Consider the following 16,475-nt stretch of genomic DNA (forward strand, 5'->3'; position numbering starts at 1 on the left):
GATCTAATTACCCAAAAGTAGCGGGATTTTACACTATTTTTTTTACTGTGACTGTTGGATTTGCTGCTTTATTTGAGAGATCCGTTTAAAAAAAGGCTTTGCAGCTAGTAAATCCGTACTTAAATTAGCACGTGCTTGCTGTGCATCATCAAGCTGCGCAAATGGTGCGATTGTCACAAACCACCATGTGCGTCCACTTCGCATTACTTGCGCAACTTTCACATTTTGCAAGTCATGTTTATTGATAAAATCAGTCGCTACCTTTTCGTCGGTCACAGCAAGTAACTGTATACTCCACTCCTGATCAGGCCTTGCTAAGAACCAGTTATTATCATTGAGGGATCGCACAGTAACCTCATCAGGCTGTTTTTTCTCTGAGGACTCAACCTCAGATAAAGGTTTAGGCTGCGACTCTTTCAACAATACTTTTGAATCGCTTGGCATAGAAGCTATAGCAGGCTTATCAGATACCTTTGGTTTACGGTTACCTTTGAGACTTTGTACATCAGATGACGTTATGACTTCTGCCGCCCCTGCCTCTTGTTCTTTTTTCAAGTTACTCGGTGCTGGGGTTGAAAGTAAAGCACCTAAAATAGCTGGTACCTCTTCACTGTGTGGCTCCCCCCTGCTGTCCTCAAGCGGCTTTCCCAATGTCGGCGGAGAATAACTAGCACTTTGCCCTGATTGCCCATCCAAAACCTGTTGGGCCTCTAATACTGTAGGCTCTGCAACGACAACAGCGATTTGCTCAGATACTGCTTGTTTTGTCTGGAATAAATCGAGTAACTGTTTATTATATAAAGCGGCGATTAAGCACAAAGTTAAGATCAGTGAAAAAGCAGCAATGAATAAGTGCTTCTGCTTCCCCTTTGACGGCATATTCGCTCGCAGATCCAGTTGCTGATCATCTTGCTGCCAATCAAGTAACACACTTGGGTTACCATGCGCTTCTGAGATAAATGTTGAAAAAATAGGGTCATCATCCGATGGCAATTCTGGAAAAAACATCTTCATCAGTTGCTTAGATTCAAAAAGAGACAGTGGCTCTAAATGAATATCCAAAGCACTTGGCAGCATGTTCGGAGCTTGTGCAGTCACTAACACATACAGGGTGTTAGGTGCACGCACCACTAAATTTTGCAGTTCGGCAATCAGTTCATCACTGAGGTGTCTTGCGCCGTCCAGTACCCATAAACAAGGGCCCGCAGGTTGCTCACTATTCAGGACAAAGAAATTTTCTGTCAAAGAAAGTTTTTGATCAACTAACGGCGCACGAAAGGTGTGCTCCATAAGTTGGCGCACCACATCGACATCTTTAGAATGCGCACTTAATTGAATAAAAGCCTTAGAGAAGTCGCTATATTTATCAGTGATAAAGCTTTCCGCTAAATAACTCTTTCCTAAGCCAGAACTGCCTACTAGGCAAATTAAGCTCTGCCCATATTCAAATTGCATCGCAATTCTATCAACCAAGGCTGCACGACTTGGCAATATTTGTGACTGCATTACTGCCCTATTAAATGACCTACATTGTCATCAGTCACGTCGTCTACTAATGCACATTCCCCCATCGACGTTGGCAGGATAAATCTGATCTTGCCTTTCTTATTCTTTTTATCCTTACGCATATGATGGATAAACTGTTCAGAAGTCATTTCTTTAGGTGGGGCAGTTGGTAAGTCATACTGCTCAAGCAAGTCACTCACTCGTTTAACCTCTTGCTCAGACATATCGCCACGCTGCTGGCCTAATGACATCGCCAACATGATACCTGCCGCAACCGCTTCACCATGCAGCCAGTTACCATAGCCCATTTGTGCTTCAATTGCGTGGCCAAATGTATGACCAAGATTCAATAGCGCGCGAAGTCCAGCTTCTTTTTCATCTTTAGCAACAATCTCAGCTTTAATCTCACAACAGCGATAAATTATTTGATTCAAGCTCGCTGTGTCTAGCGATTTTAAAAGTCCCGCGTCATCTTCCAGAACACTTAAAAAGTCTGCATCGTATATCAAGCCGTATTTAATCACTTCCGCCATGCCGGCAGCAAACTCGCGTTCAGGTAAGGTTTTTAGTGAATTTGTATCGATAAATACCGCTTTTGGCTGATAAAACGCACCAATCATATTCTTCCCTAAGGGATGATTAACCGCGGTTTTTCCACCAACTGATGAATCTACTTGAGAAAGTAACGTCGTCGGTATTTGAATGAATGGCACACCACGTTGGTAAGCTGACGCCACAAACCCGGTTAAGTCACCAATTACACCGCCACCTAACGCAATTAAGCAAGTGTCTCTGCCACAATTGTGTTCAAGTAAAAATGCACAGATTTTTTCAAACCATTCAAGTGACTTGTACTGTTCACCATCCGGAACAATAAAGTGTAAGGGGGATAAGTCTCTTAGTTGTGCTTCGACCACTTCGAGATACAGAGGAGCAACGGTGTCATTGCTTATGATAACAGGGCGACTTTGACCAATATGTTCAATCAATCGCCCTTTGTCTGATAGCAGATCCTGTCCAATATAGATGGGATAGCTCCGCTCGTTTAAATCCACATTCAATTCAAGCATCACTACACCCTCCTTATTTATATTGGCAATTAAAAATCTAACTTATCGATAATTTGATTTGCGACTACCTTCGCACTTTGCTCATCAGTGCGTACAACAATATCTGCCACTTCACTGTATAAGTGGTTTCGTTGCTCAGCCAAATCTTCTAAAATTTTTCTTGAGTCTTCACCAGTCTGCAACAAAGGACGGCGCTTATCTCGCTGTGTTCGAGCCACTTGTTTTTCAATGGGTGTTTCTAAATACACTACAATCCCACGAGCTGACAGTTTGTTGCGCACTTCTTTACTGATCACAGAACCACCGCCTGTAGCCAGCACAATGCCCTGCTTTTCAGTCAAATCTGAAATGACAGTCTCTTCACGCTTACGAAAACCTTCTTCTCCTTCGATATCAAAGACCCAAGCAATATCTGCACCTGTGCGGCGCTCAATTTCCTGATCCGAATCAAAAAACTCAAGGTGTAACTGATCGGCAATGTGACGACCAATTGTGCTTTTACCAGCCCCCATAGGGCCTACTAGAAATATATTACGTTTCTCAGCCATATCTTTTTAGTACAAACGAACTCTAAAATTTGAAATAAAACCCCGCCTAACGACCTGGCCCCAAAATTAAGGAGGGGATTATCTCAGTATTCTATTCAACATTTCAAGTCAAAAGGCGTAAATTCCACCTTTATTTGTTAATTAATCGCCATTACAAATTATCATTCATAATTCTGGGCGTGACAAAAATCAACAACTCTTTCTTTTCATTAATCTCTTTGGTGTTTCTAAACAACACACCTAGGTATGGTACATCCCCAAGTAACGGGACTTTACTCACTGCATTTGTGGTTTCTTGCTGATAAATACCACCGAGTACAACTGTTTGACCATTATCAACTAATACTTGAGTCTGGATCTGTTGAGTGTTAATTGCAACCGCGGGACCATTTGCGGTCTGTACTGTATCACCTCGTGTATCTTGAGTGATAATTAAATCTAAAATAATTTTATTGTCAGGCGTTATCTGTGGCGTCACTTCTAAGCTTAACACGGCCTTTTTAAACTCTACCGCTGTTGCACCACTTGACGAAGCCTCCACAAATGGGATTTCCGTACCTTGTTCAATACGCGCGGTTTTTTGGTTCGCCGTCGTAATACTCGGTGTGGCGATAATTTCGCCTTTATTTTCTTGCTCTAGCGCAGATAACTCAAGGTCAATGAGTGTTCCATCTGATAATTTGGCAATGTGCATTCCGATACTCGCCGCAGTAGCGGGTGCAGGCAAATTAACATTGAGCCTATCTTCTAGGCCTGGGATAGTACCTCCAGACAATAAATCAGCGGCAGTTAAATTACCTGAAAGTGCGTCATTACCTTGCTGATCACTAAATCCCCAACGGATCCCTAAATCTTCTTGGATATTGTCGGTCACGGTGACCATTCTAGATTCAATGCGGACTTGTTTTACCGGCACATCCAGCTTTTCTACCATGCGTCTAATGCTTTCGATACTGCGAGCGGTATCTTTGATCAACAAAGTGTTTGTTCTTGTATCAACAGACACACTACCCCGTAAGCTAATTATCGAATTCACATCTGTTTTCAGTAAATCAGAAAACTCTTGTGCCTTGGCATAGTTGAGCTGAATATACTCCGTATATAAAGGCTCCAGTTCTTCGACTTGTTTTTTCGCCTGTAATTCTTTAGCTTCTCGCGCACTTAACTCTTCAGAAGGCGCCACCATCAAGATCGAGCCTTCCATGCGCTTATCAAGCCCTTTTACACGCAGTACAACGTCCAGCGCCTGATCCCAAGGTACTCCATCCAATCGCAAAGTGATATTTCCCGATACAGAATCACTGGTTACCAAATTAAAGTTATTGGTATCCGCAATGATCTGCAATACCGACCTTATAGGAATATCTTGAAAATTCAGCGTGATAGGTTGGCCTTGGTACGACTTATTCTCGCCAAAATTAAACTCATTACTGTCTTTTTCCACGGTCAGGGTAAAAATATTATTTAACTGCTGATAATTAAACTTAAACGCTGAATTCGGCTCTATCACAATACGTGTTTTGCCATCTTCTCTAAAAGTCTCAATCCTGCTGACCACAGTGCCAAAGTCGGTTACGTCCAATTCATACAAATGTTCATCGGGAATACTTATATGATGAAAATCAGCAATGATTTTATCACCGACTTGTTGCACATCTATGGCACTTTGAGCTGAATCTAAAAATGCTAGAATTTGTGCAGCGCCTTCACTGGTGCGTTTAAAGTCGATGCTTTGAATGCCATTGATATATTGACTGGTTTGTTCTGGTGTCTCAGGATCAGGTATGGGCTGATCTGATACTTGTAAGTAAACCAAGTTATTCTTAACCGTGGTTTTATAAAGTTTAAGCTCTTCAAGTACAATCGATATTCTAAATCCATCGGCTTCCATGCTGCTATTTATCGCACGGATCCCAGCAGTGTTGATATCCATTTGCTTGAGACTTTCTTCAAACTCTGCGCCAGAAAAAAATAACTCCAAACGCGCTGGGTCATTTAATACCTGTACTTGTGGTTCACCTTCTAACTGCTCGTCAAACACCAATTGTAACTCGGTTTCACCAGTATCAATCGGGTTATAACGTACATCATAGAGCATAGGGACTGCATAAGAGAGCATTGAAGCCCCTAAAAATGCACCGCCAATCAGTGTCTTCGCAAAACTATTTGCTAAGTTGCGCGTCATAGTCACATCACCTTTTTATTATTCACTCGCGCCCATTTCATCAGCTTCTGGCATCTCAACTGTTGTAAGTCGCTCTTTCCAACAACCAGAACCATCGGGGATAAGTTCCATTAACTCAATTCTATCAGAGTGTACACCTACCACTTCACCATGATAGAGCCCCATATACTGCCCTTCTCTCACTCGATATAACCCTTGATCTGCGGCTTTAATCAATGCCCACGTCGTCGCAGTCGTGGCAATTATGCCTTTCATAACAAGGTTATCCAACGGGAATTTCTCAAGCGGGTCTCGCATTCTTTCCGGGTCTGGATGCAAGCAGTTTTTTATTTGTACTAATCTATTTTCAATCACTTCAGGTTGTGGAGCAACAAAAGGGCTACGCTGATCTGAAGCTTGGTATGGAAAATGTTCAAAGCTCATCATTTCAGGAATCGGGTCTATATAAGGAGTTGCACTTGCCTGCACTCTATCAATATATTCCTTTTGCTCCGCTGTATCATCATTACACCCTGCCAAAAACAGCATTAAGCAACACACCGGAGCTAACCGCATCATTGGTTTTCTCCTTGCTCATATCGATACGTTTTTGCTACGACACCGAAGACCAATGAATTATTGCCGGCATTCTCAATTCTGAAATCGTGCAAACTCACGATCCGAGGCAATTGAGCAACTTTACTGACAAATTCACCAAACTCGTGATAGCTGCCTACCACTTCAAGGTTAATTGGCAGCTCAGTATAAAACTCTTTTTTAACTTCAGGTAACCAACCAATTTTCAAGAACGTTAAACCACTCGAAGTCCCGACATACGTTAAGTCATCAAGTAAACCAGGGGTTTCATTTGAAGTAGGCAGCTTTCTCAGCAACTGAGAAAATTGATCTTCCATATCTAACATTTGCTGTCGATATAACTCTAAGTTATTTGCACGACCATATTTTATTCTATAGCTCTTACGCAGCTCTTCTTCTTTATTCACGGAGGCTTCATATCGATCAATCGAAGAGGATACCAGCATAGTGTAACCAACGATTAGCATGATCAGCACAACCAAAGCACAACATAAGATTTTAACTGGGAGCGGCCACTCGCCAATGTTGTCTAGTTCAACTTCATTCCAATCGATTTCTTGCAATGCTTTGATGTCAAGTTTCACGATTTAGGTACTCCTGACTGAGCATTGCCAGCCTGTTGACGTTCCTGTTCCATTTGTTCAAATGATTTCACATAAAAATGCATCATAAAATCACTGAGTAACCTATCATCGTTACTGCCAGCCACAATACCTTGGATCACCGGCTTTTCTAACAAATAAGAAGACTCAACCGCTCTAAGCATTTGCGATAAGCGGTTATTTGATTCACTGCGTCCCACAACTTTGATCATGTCTTCTGTGCGTTCAAGACTTGTTAAGTACACGCCTGCTGGCACAACCCGAGCGACCTCATCAATAATTTGCGTGCCCAAATTCCGGTTGCTCTGTAGAACTTCAATCAAGCGAATTCTTCTTTGCAGGTTTTCTTTTTGTTTATTCAGTCCTTCAATCTCACCTATTCGCTTATCCAACTTAACAATCTCACCTTGAAGATAGCGATTTTTAATTTCTTGCCCTTGCCTAAGGCCATCGTAAAACGTCCCCATTAGATACATAAGCGCCAAACTCGTAGCAACGATGGCAGCCAAAATCGTTAAGAACTTTTGCTGTGAAGCTTGTCTTTGTTGCTCACGCCAAGGAAGAAGATTTATATGTGGCATGCAGAAAAGCTCCTCAAAGCCAGTCCAGTCGCAATCGAGAATTGTGCGCTATGACGATTCAGCACACTTCTATCTACTTTAGGAGCAATTTCCATATTCGCAAATGGATCACCAATAATACTGTGTACGCCCAACTCATCAACCAAGAGCCTATCCAGCCCTTCTACAAGTGCCGTCCCACCAGTCAAAATGATGTAATCAACTTGGTCATGTCCACTGGTGGTCATAAACATCTGCAACGCTCTCCTTATCTGCTGTAAAAGAGATGTTTGAAAGGGAGCGAGTACCTCAAAGGTATAATTTGGCGGCAAGTCACCAGTGGTCTTTGCGAGTTCCGCCTCATCAAAAGTTTTATTATAGTAGGCCACGATGCTATTAGTATATTGCTCACCACCAAATACTTGATCTCTCGTATAAAGTGTTTTCCCTGACTGTACCACACTGATCAGTGTGACAACCGCACCGATATCAATAATAGCGACGACTTTATCATATGCATCGGACGGTAGCTGCTCGTATAATACATCCACAGAGCGGGCTAACGCGTAACTTTCTACATCCACAACTTTTGCTTTTAATCCGGATTCTTCAAGTGCACCAACACGTGCTTGAACACTCTCTGTACGTGCAGCTGAAAGTAAAACATTTACTTTGGAAGGATCCGCCTCATTGACTGATAACTTTTCAAAATCCAAGCTGACTTCGTCCAATGGGTATGGGATCAGGCTGTCGGCTTCAATGGCAATTTGAGATTCTAATTCAGCATCGGTTAACGAAACATCCATAAAGATCATTTTGGTGATAACGGTTTGACCTGATACTGCAACAGATGCAAATTGAGTGCCTTTGGGGAGACGTTTTTTCAATTTAGCAATAACGCGCCCTATGGCTTCAATATCTTGGATAGCACGTTCTTTCATCGCGCCTTTGGGCAATGGTTCGATGGCCACAGCCTCTACTCGGTATCCTGCACTAGACTCAGCTAGGAGTACGGCTTTCACACAGTGTGAACCAATATCCACCCCAACCATCAACGGCGCGTGCTTTTTAAATATTTGATCGAACATGCAATTTACCCAAGTATCAGTTTTAGTCGTTATCTTGGCGTTCTTGTTTGGGAGTTAACATTTGATACGCCTTAAGTATTATGCATTATACTTACCAAACAACAACGGTGCATTATTTTACACCTGTTCGGGTTGAAGAATTTACGCAAAAGTTATTAATCGTTTTTTAATCAGGATATACTAACAGCGTCCACTTGTAATTGGGAGTCTCAGTAGGGATAAATTCGTGAATTTATTAAAAAGATTATTACAGACTGTTTTCGTTTTTGGCCTTTTTGGCGTACTGATTTTGATCGGCTTGTATTTCTATGTGAAATCCGATATTCCTAGCGTCAAGGTGCTTAAAGATGTGCAACTACAAACCCCAATGCAAGTATTCACTCGCGATGGCAAGCTCATCAACCAGTTTGGTGAGAAGCGACGTATACCTGTAAAAATTACGGATGTGCCTGAACCGATGCTAAACGCATTTTTGGCCACCGAAGACAACCGTTTTTATGAGCACTTCGGTATTGATCCAATCGGGATTGTTCGCTCATTTATTGTCCTTGTCAGTACAGGACAAAAGAAGCAAGGGGCAAGTACGATTACGATGCAGCTTGCACGGAATTTTTTCCTAACCCGCGAAAAAGCCTATATACGAAAAGTAAAAGAAATCTTCATTGCGCTGCACATTGAGCGCCTGCTGAGCAAAGACGAAATTTTTGAGCTATATCTGAATAAAATCGAATTAGGCCACCGCTCTTTTGGTATTGGTGCCGCTGCGCAAGTATATTATGGCAAAGAGCTTAGTGAGTTAACCTTACCACAAATGGCTATGATCGCGGGATTGCCAAAAGCCCCATCAGCACTCAACCCAATACGTAACCCAACCCGTGCTAAAGCAAGGCGTAATGTCGTGTTAGGCCGTATGCTTGCTGAAAAGTACATTACGCAAGCCGAGTACCAAGATGCCATCAATGCACCCATCACAGCCAAGCGTCATGGTGCTGAAATTGAGTTATATGCCCCTTATATTTCCGAGATGGTGCGTGCTTATATGGTAGACACATATGGTGCAGATACAGCTTACAACTCAGGTTTTCGCGTTTATACAACCGTTGATGCAAGCACCCAAGCGGCTGCCCAGCAAGCTTTGATTAATAACCTTCATGACTACGATATGCGCCATGGTTTTAGAGGCCCAAGTGCCAGATATTGGCAACAAGACGAAGCCCCATGGAATAAACAAAAAATTACTGAGCGACTTAAAAAAGTCAAAGCCATTGCCCCTTTACATGCTGCTGTGGTCACTGCCATTGATGAACAATCCGCGTCAGTTATGCTCAAAACCGGTGAGGTGATCAATTTAGATTGGCCTGCCATAAATTGGGCAAGAACGTACATAACAGAGCGACGCCAAGGGCGTGCACCAAAAACAGCGGCCGATATATTAGAGCCCGGAATGCAAATCTGGGTACGTGCAGTCAATCAAAAGTGGATGTTAAGCCAACTGCCGCAACCTGCCAGTGCCTTAGTTTCCCTCGACCCAAAAAGTGGCCAAATTAAAGCCTTAGTAGGCGGATACAGTTTTAAACAAAGCCAGTACAACCGTGCAGTACAGGCAAAACGTCAAGTAGGTTCAAACATCAAACCATTTATTTACTCGGCGGCTTTAGAGGGAGACTATACACTAGCAACGATTATCAATGATGCACCTATCAATCATTGGGACAAAAGCCTAGGCGTCGCATGGCGCCCAAAAAACAGTCCAGATGTATACAGTGGTCCAATTCGTATCCGCAGGGCACTTGCACAGTCTAAAAACGTGGTATCTGTGCGCCTTATGCGTGGCGTCGGGCTAGAAAATACCGCTGACCATATTCTGAAATTTGGTTTCGATGATGCGGATGTTGTACGCAGTGAATCTCTTGCTTTAGGTAGCGCAGCCATGACTCCACTCGAAATGGCTAGAGGCATGAGTGCATTTGCTAATGGCGGCCATTTAATTGAACCTTACTTTATAGACAAACTCACAGATGCATTTGGTAATGAGCTGGGTACTGCCAGCCCTTTACGTGTTTGCAGCGAAGAGGAGCTCGAAGTAGACCCTTATACATGCGCGCCCAGAATCATCTCCGAAAAAAATGCCTTCTTGGTCGCAGATGCGTTGAAAAGTGCTATTTGGGGTGGCGGTAGCTGGCGCCATAAAACGGGGTGGACGGGCACAGGCTGGAGGGCTCAAACGCTCAAGCGAAAAGACTTAGCAGGTAAGACAGGCACCACCAATAATGCAGTTGATACCTGGTTCACAGGCTTTAACCGTGATCTATTAACAACTGTGTGGGTTGGGTTTGATGATGCAAGCAAACCACTAGGTCGCTCAGCTTATAATAGCAACCTAGGTAAGCAGCAAATTGTTGGCGGTGAAGCAGGTGCCACCACAGCACAACCTGCTTGGGTCAGCTTCATGCGCCATGCTCTCAAAGATGCCCCACTGGCTCCGATTGAGCCTCCACCGGGATTAGTTTCGATCCGCATTGATTTAAAAACGGGTCTGTTGAGTGAAAAGAATGACTATACGAGTAGATTTGAATATTTTAAACGCGGAACAGCGCCAACAAAATATGTCTTAGACTCAGGTAGTAGCACGCCATTTGATGACCAACTACCGGCTCAAGAAGAGCTGTTCTGAAAATAAAAAAGGCCATGCATTGCATGGCCTTTAACTTTTTACCTTACTGATTAAATTAACCAGTACGTCATAGCAACTTTATCGTAATTTTTGCGTCAACCAATACAGGTCAGAGTGTATACCGGCAGCCGTTACTTCTTTACCCGCACCAGGCCCTTGTATTACCAACGGATTACTGTCATACCATTGGCTGGTGATAACAAATATATTGTCACCTGGTGTCAAATTGGCGATGGCGCTGCCAGCTTCAACATAAGCAATACCTACTTTTGCACTGACTTTACCTTGTTCATTAATATCCAGTGCACCTGTATAACGTAGTGACTTACCGGCTAATTTAGCTTCCTCATAACGCTGGTGATAGAACGCATCTAACGACGCACGATCAGCCAAAAATGAATCCCAATCTCCCAGCGCTAAATGCTCAGGCATCAACGGCTCAAGCGCAATATCATCCACATCTAGCTGCAAGCCAAGATCTCGCGCTAATATTAGCAGTTTACGCTGCATATCACGGCCAGATAAATCTTCACGCGGGTCAGGCTCGGTATACCCCATGCCTTGCGCTTCTAGTACCAAATCAGAAAATGGTTTAGAACCATCAAAGCTACTACACAGCCAAGACAATGTACCAGAGAAAACACCTTCTATTCGAGTTACCGTGTCACCGCTGTTTTGCAAATCAGCCAGCGCAAAGTTAATTGGCAAACCGGCACCAACACTGGTGTTATAGCGCCAATGCAAATTGCGCTCTTGGAGCTGATCAATAAGTTTTGCGTACCAAGCTTGCTCAGCAGTGCCTGCATATTTATTAGCACTGATCAAATGGCAATCATGAGCAACAAAACTCGGATACATACCGCTGAACTCATCACTGGCAGTAATATCAATCACCACCTTGTGTTCATAATCAAGCTCACCAATGCGCTCTAATAAGTCAGCCTGTTGGTAACTTTGCGCCTCGCTGCGCCAGTGCTGCTGCCAATTATCGATATTAATCCCGCTTGGGCAAAACAGCATCTCTTTAGAGCGAACCAAAGCAACCACTTTCAAATCAAATGTCGTCTGCAGCTTTTCGACTTGTTTCTGGCATTGCTCAACAAAAACCTCACCCACATTACCAAGACCGGCAATGATCACCGCAAGTTCGCGGCCTTTGTTTACCAGTTTGTCATGCAGGATCGCCAATACATCGCTGTCAATTGATTGGTCGGTTAAAAACAACGCGTAACTGCCATCGCTGTGCGTAAAGCGCACGACCACATCTTGTTGCTCTAAAATCGCAGCAGCTTGCTGGGTGAGTTGCTGTATTTCAAAGCTCGGGGCAACAATTGCCAGTCCTCTTAGGTGAGATTCAACAATATTACCTCGGCCTTGCAAATGCGTTGCCACGGTATGTGTGTCATTGCTGGGCACCAATAAATAATCCTCTCCACCTTTGTTAAAATGGTGGATACTATGCTGTATTAATTGGCTTAATGTACGTACTTCACCCGCTAATAAACCTTCAACACGGATCAGGTCTAACTCATCAAATGTGGTGATAAACCGCTTGTCTTTGCTATACCCCTGCTTCACGATTTCTGTTCCAATCGCTTCAGGATCATAGCTACTGCGTACTTGCAGTTTAATATTGGTCTCTTTAAGTGGTGACAGTGTTTTCGCATGCAAGACCGGATTGCCTAAGCGAGCAAGTAGGTTAGCTTGAATACGGCACACTTTTGGGTATTTAATCGCTGAGCTGACTTTACGAGGATCCGTACTAAACACACCATGTGTATCAGTCCAAATAGATACCGCATCTGCATCAACGTAATTGGCCAATAAAGTTGCACTGTAATCGCTGCCATTACGGCCCAAAGTGATGGTATTGCCTTCACAGTCAGAGGCAATAAACCCAGTCACAACGTAAATTTTGTCTGTTTTAATTTGCGCCAAACACGCTTGTTTATTCTGTGCGTGCAACAACTGGCCCTGATGCTGAGTGAATAGTTTTCTGGCATCAATATCTACAGCACTGATGTTAAACGTCGACAGTAAATTTGCCAGCAGCCTCGCAGACCACAACTCTCCATGAGCGAGTAAAGAGGCTTCGTGAAGCACATTATTAGCCGCATCTTTTGCAATACTTTGCAATTCACTTTTCAAGCGCTCTGATAGTGCACTCGCCTGTTGCGCATCAAACAACTCCGTCAGCAAAAGGTTTTGATGATTCTCTACTTGCAATAAAATGTCGTTAAAAGCGTTGTCATCTCTTTGCTGATAACTTTGCCACAACTTCACCAAGGTATTCGTTGTCTTACCCGCTGCAGATACAACGACACAATCACCAACTTGGCATTGACCCAAAATAATATTCGCAACCGCTTGGTAACGCGCTGCAGAGCTCAAACTTGAGCCACCAAATTTATGTACTACTTTTGTCATGTTATTACCATAAAACCGTGTGTGCTGGAGAGAGTTTAAAATCTTTGGCACTATCTGAATCGCCGTTTGAAGGGTTGTTCACCTTATGAAACGCCTGCTCTAAATCCGCCAATAAATCTTCAACATCCTCTATACCAACAGAAATACGGATCAAGGTATCACCAACACCTGCTTCAAGGCGTGCCTGAGGATCCATGCCTGCATGTGTCATTGTCGCTGGGTGGCAAATTAAGCTTTCCACTCCTCCCAAAGATTCAGCCAGTGAAAATTGCGATAGTGAAGTTAAGAATGTCGCAGAATCTTTAAGCGTGCCCTTTATATCAAAGCTCACCATGCCGCCAAAACCATGCTGCTGCTTTTTCGCAAGTGCGTGCTGAGGGTGAGATACAAGGCCTGGGTAATATACCTGCTCAACATAAGGTGAAGCTTCTAAATACTGCGCAATTGCCAGTGCATTCTGCTCGTGTTGCTTTAAACGTACTTTCAACGTTCTTAAACCACGTAACGTCAAGTAACTATCAAAAGGAGAACCGGTGATCCCAATATTGTTTGCCCACCAAGCAAGTTCATCACCTAGCTCTTGTGTACGTGCGATGACAGCACCGCCAACCACGTCAGAGTGGCCGTTAATAAACTTGGTGGTTGAATGCACCACAATATCGACACCAAATGCGATGGGGTTTTGTAATGCAGGCGATAAAAACGTATTGTCTGCAGCCACCAATGCGCCGCAGCCATGTGCAGCGTTAACCACAGATTCAATATCTGTTAAACGTAAAATTGGATTACTCGGTGTTTCTATCCATACAATCTTAGGCGCAATTGCCGCAATTTGTTCAATGCTCTCTGGCTGTGTTAAATCAAGGACTTTGACTTTCAACAAGCCTCGCTTTTCCAAAGAGGTAAACAAACGATAACTGCCGCCATAACAATCATGCGGGATGACCAAGGTGTCATCGTGATTTAATAATTGTGTAACTAGGTGAACCGCAGCCATGCCTGTTGCTGTGATTATGCCTTTTTCACCGCCCTCAAGCTGAGTCAGCGTATCAGCTAAAATGTCTCGGTTTGGATTGCCACTACGACCATAATCGTAGTCTCGCTTCTTATCAAAATCAGCAAAAGAATAGGTCGTTGAAAGATAAAGAGGAGGCACAACTGCACCATGATGCTTATCAGCATCAATGCCATTTCTTACGGCAATCGTTGACTTTTTACTTTGGCTCATAGGTCACCTAGATACTTGGATGTTTAGACGTCTAAAAGGTTAGATGAACAATCGAAAGATGTCAAAACATTTATCCTTCTATATGGCTAAATAACTAGTATTTGACTATCTTATTCAAACCGATAAAATTTCGCCACGAAAGCGATAAAGGATGCCAATAAGACTGAATCTTTGACCAAATATGGCAAAAGACCGAGTATTCTGCCAATTTCCTGTACAATCTGTGTCTATTTATAAGGTGCAAAGTACAAACCGTCTGCAGCACACTCAGCACGCAAAAATACAGTCTTATTTGCATTCAAGGTAAACACTGAGGCAAGTACACAATTATGGCTAAATGGAACGGTGAATATGTTCACCCTTATGCAGAACACGGTAAAAAGTCAGAACAAGTAAAAAAAATTACGGTTTCGATTCCTCTGAATGTACTTAAAGTACTCACAGATGAAAGGACTCGTCGACAGGTCAATAACCTGCGCCATGCAACAAACAGCGAATTATTGTGTGAAGCGTTTTTACATGCCTTCACTGGGCAACCGTTACCCAACGATGAAGATTTAAGAAAAGATAACCCAGAAAAAATCCCAGCAGAAGTCCGTGATATTATGGAAAAAATGGGATTAGATATACCAGAGATCAACGAAGACTAAGCACATATCACTCTGGCAAAAAAAAGCCTCACTATTGTGAGGCTTTTTTTGTATTCAGTGATTAGGCCATGTAATTGTCTGGCAAATCAATTTGCGCAACGCCCGAGTCAATTGCCGCTTGTGCAACTGCTTTAGCAATACGCGGCAGTAAACGTGGGTCCATTGGCTTTGGAATAATATACTCAGAGCCAAACTCTAGGCTATCCACTTCGGCAGCAACCAAGACTTCTTGAGGCACAGGCTCTTTAGCAATACTACGAATAGCTTCCACAGCAGCAATCTTCATTTCATCGTTAATTGCTGTTGCACGTACATCAAGTGCACCACGGAAAATAAACGGGAAACACAGGACATTATTAACTTGGTTAGGATAATCAGAGCGACCTGTTGCCATGATTAAGTCATCACGTGCACCGTGCGCTACTTCTGGGCTGATCTCTGGATCTGGGTTCGAACATGCGAATACCACTGGCTTATCAGCCATCAACTTCAGATCTTCAGGCGATAATAAGTCTGGACCAGATACACCTACAAATACATCCGCTTCTGCGATCACGTCTTGTAAAGTGCGCTTATCCGTATTGTTCGCAAATAATGTTTTGTATTCGTTTAAATCATCACGACGCGTATGGATCACGCCTTTACGGTCTAGCATGTAAATGTGCTCACGCTGAGCACCACACTTAATTAGCAGCTCCATACATGCAATCGCAGCAGCACCGGCACCCAAGCAAACAATAATTGCTTCTTTGATGTCCTTACCTTGGATCTCCAACGCATTCAACATTCCCGCAGCTGTTACAATCGCTGTACCATGTTGATCGTCGTGGAAAACAGGCACATCACAGCGCTCAATCAAGGCTTTTTCAATCTCAAAACATTCAGGTGCTTTAATATCTTCCAAGTTGATGCCACCAAACGTATCTGCGATATTTGCAACCGTATTGATGAAGTCTTCAGTTGTATTGTGCTTTACTTCAATATCGATAGAGTCTAAACCTGCAAAGCGCTTAAATAAAAGTGCTTTACCTTCCATAACGGGTTTAGAAGCCAATGGGCCTAAGTTACCCAGACCTAAAATAGCAGTACCATTACTGATAACAGCTACCATATTACCTTTACCTGTGTAGCGGTAGGCATTGGCAGGATCTGCTGCAATTTCACGTACAGGCTCTGCAACACCTGGACTATATGCTAATGCAAGATCTTTAACTGATTCAGCTGGCTTTGTCAGCTCGATACTGATTTTACCTGGGACGGGGTGAGCGTGGTAATGTAATGCTTTTTCACGTAAATCTGACATGACGCGATTTTTTCCTACGAGAAGTTAAAAGTGAGAGTGAGATAAAAATTCGCTAACT

The 16,475-nt window shown here is 43.2% G+C and carries 13 protein-coding genes; 2 read left to right on the forward strand and 11 right to left on the reverse strand.

From position 1 onward, the window contains the following. Positions 1-42: 42 nt before the first annotated feature. The 8 genes from N473_RS12120 to N473_RS12155 all read right to left on the reverse strand — a co-directional run bounded on the left by N473_RS12120 (position 43) and on the right by N473_RS12155 (position 8,135). Positions 43-1,506 (reverse strand): SPOR domain-containing protein, encoded by a 1,464-nt coding sequence (locus tag N473_RS12120; protein WP_063368145.1) that lies wholly within the window; start codon positions 1,504-1,506, stop codon positions 43-45. After that, a complete protein-coding gene (gene aroB, locus N473_RS12125; RefSeq protein WP_063368146.1) occupies positions 1,506-2,576 on the reverse strand; it encodes a 3-dehydroquinate synthase in 1,071 nt (356 codons plus the stop codon). The genes N473_RS12120 and aroB overlap by 1 nt, the downstream gene beginning before the upstream one ends. 29 nt (positions 2,577-2,605) lie before the next feature. Continuing rightward, the gene (gene aroK / locus N473_RS12130; protein ID WP_036975093.1) at positions 2,606-3,124 is read right to left on the reverse strand and encodes a shikimate kinase AroK; all 519 of its coding nucleotides are present in this window, start codon (positions 3,122-3,124) and stop codon (positions 2,606-2,608) included. Positions 3,125-3,275: 151 nt separating this feature from the next. Then, positions 3,276-5,309 (reverse strand): type IV pilus secretin PilQ, encoded by a 2,034-nt coding sequence (pilQ, locus tag N473_RS12135; RefSeq protein WP_063368147.1) that lies wholly within the window; start codon positions 5,307-5,309, stop codon positions 3,276-3,278. Between the two features lie 18 nt (positions 5,310-5,327). After that, entirely contained in the window at positions 5,328-5,867 is a 540-nt protein-coding gene (locus tag N473_RS12140; protein ID WP_039607564.1) for a pilus assembly protein PilP, read from the reverse strand. Continuing rightward, on the reverse strand, positions 5,864-6,469 hold the full coding sequence (locus N473_RS12145) for a type 4a pilus biogenesis protein PilO (RefSeq protein ID WP_063368148.1): 606 nt from the start codon (positions 6,467-6,469) through the stop codon (positions 5,864-5,866). The genes N473_RS12140 and N473_RS12145 overlap by 4 nt, the downstream gene beginning before the upstream one ends. Then, on the reverse strand, positions 6,466-7,068 hold the full coding sequence (locus N473_RS12150) for a PilN domain-containing protein (RefSeq protein ID WP_063368149.1): 603 nt from the start codon (positions 7,066-7,068) through the stop codon (positions 6,466-6,468). Before N473_RS12150 ends, N473_RS12145 begins: the two co-directional genes overlap by 4 nt. Then, positions 7,056-8,135, reverse strand: a complete 1,080-nt coding sequence (locus tag N473_RS12155) for a pilus assembly protein PilM (RefSeq protein ID WP_039607562.1) — start codon at positions 8,133-8,135, stop codon at positions 7,056-7,058. Before N473_RS12155 ends, N473_RS12150 begins: the two co-directional genes overlap by 13 nt. A gap of 226 nt (positions 8,136-8,361) precedes the next feature. Here N473_RS12155 and N473_RS12160 point away from each other — a divergent pair, with 226 nt between their 5' ends. Then, a complete protein-coding gene (locus N473_RS12160) occupies positions 8,362-10,809 on the forward strand; it encodes a penicillin-binding protein 1A (RefSeq protein ID WP_063368150.1) in 2,448 nt (815 codons plus the stop codon). A gap of 78 nt (positions 10,810-10,887) precedes the next feature. Here N473_RS12160 and metL read toward each other — a convergent pair whose 3' ends face one another. Both metL and metB read right to left on the reverse strand, forming a co-directional pair. Then, positions 10,888-13,236 carry a bifunctional aspartate kinase/homoserine dehydrogenase II gene (metL, locus tag N473_RS12165; RefSeq protein ID WP_063368151.1) on the reverse strand — a complete coding sequence of 783 codons (2,349 nt, stop codon included), beginning with the start codon at positions 13,234-13,236 and terminating at the stop codon, positions 10,888-10,890. A 4-nt stretch (positions 13,237-13,240) separates the two neighbouring features. Next, the gene (gene metB / locus N473_RS12170) at positions 13,241-14,464 is read right to left on the reverse strand and encodes a cystathionine gamma-synthase (protein ID WP_063368152.1); all 1,224 of its coding nucleotides are present in this window, start codon (positions 14,462-14,464) and stop codon (positions 13,241-13,243) included. A gap of 329 nt (positions 14,465-14,793) precedes the next feature. On the opposite strand from metB, the gene metJ reads away from it, so the two are divergent. Further along, positions 14,794-15,114 carry a met regulon transcriptional regulator MetJ gene (gene metJ, locus N473_RS12175; protein WP_039607558.1) on the forward strand — a complete coding sequence of 107 codons (321 nt, stop codon included), beginning with the start codon at positions 14,794-14,796 and terminating at the stop codon, positions 15,112-15,114. A 61-nt stretch (positions 15,115-15,175) separates the two neighbouring features. Here the strand turns inward: metJ and N473_RS12180 are convergent, their stop codons facing one another. Further along, complete coding sequence (locus N473_RS12180) at positions 15,176-16,417, reverse strand: malic enzyme-like NAD(P)-binding protein (RefSeq protein WP_039607557.1); 1,242 nt, start codon at positions 16,415-16,417, stop codon at positions 15,176-15,178. Positions 16,418-16,475 lie beyond the last annotated feature (58 nt).

The organism is Pseudoalteromonas luteoviolacea CPMOR-1 (assembly GCF_001625685.1).
GTDB lineage: Bacteria > Pseudomonadota > Gammaproteobacteria > Enterobacterales > Alteromonadaceae > Pseudoalteromonas > Pseudoalteromonas luteoviolacea_K.

Bases quoted from the DNA above. Each gene is read 5' to 3' on its own strand.
- N473_RS12120 (WP_063368145.1), bottom strand. From the start codon at position 1,506: ATGCAGTCACAAATATTGCCAAGTCGTGCAGCCTTGGTTGATAGAATT.
- aroB (WP_063368146.1), bottom strand. From the start codon at position 2,576: ATGCTTGAATTGAATGTGGATTTAAACGAGCGGAGCTATCCCATCTAT.
- aroK (WP_036975093.1), bottom strand. From the start codon at position 3,124: ATGGCTGAGAAACGTAATATATTTCTAGTAGGCCCTATGGGGGCTGGT.
- pilQ (WP_063368147.1), bottom strand. From the start codon at position 5,309: ATGACGCGCAACTTAGCAAATAGTTTTGCGAAGACACTGATTGGCGGT.
- N473_RS12140 (WP_039607564.1), bottom strand. From the start codon at position 5,867: ATGATGCGGTTAGCTCCGGTGTGTTGCTTAATGCTGTTTTTGGCAGGG.
- N473_RS12150 (WP_063368149.1), bottom strand. From the start codon at position 7,068: ATGCCACATATAAATCTTCTTCCTTGGCGTGAGCAACAAAGACAAGCT.
- N473_RS12155 (WP_039607562.1), bottom strand. From the start codon at position 8,135: ATGTTCGATCAAATATTTAAAAAGCACGCGCCGTTGATGGTTGGGGTG.
- metL (WP_063368151.1), bottom strand. From the start codon at position 13,236: ATGACAAAAGTAGTACATAAATTTGGTGGCTCAAGTTTGAGCTCTGCA.
- metB (WP_063368152.1), bottom strand. From the start codon at position 14,464: ATGAGCCAAAGTAAAAAGTCAACGATTGCCGTAAGAAATGGCATTGAT.
- metJ (WP_039607558.1), top strand. From the start codon at position 14,794: ATGGCTAAATGGAACGGTGAATATGTTCACCCTTATGCAGAACACGGT.
- N473_RS12180 (WP_039607557.1), bottom strand. From the start codon at position 16,417: ATGTCAGATTTACGTGAAAAAGCATTACATTACCACGCTCACCCCGTC.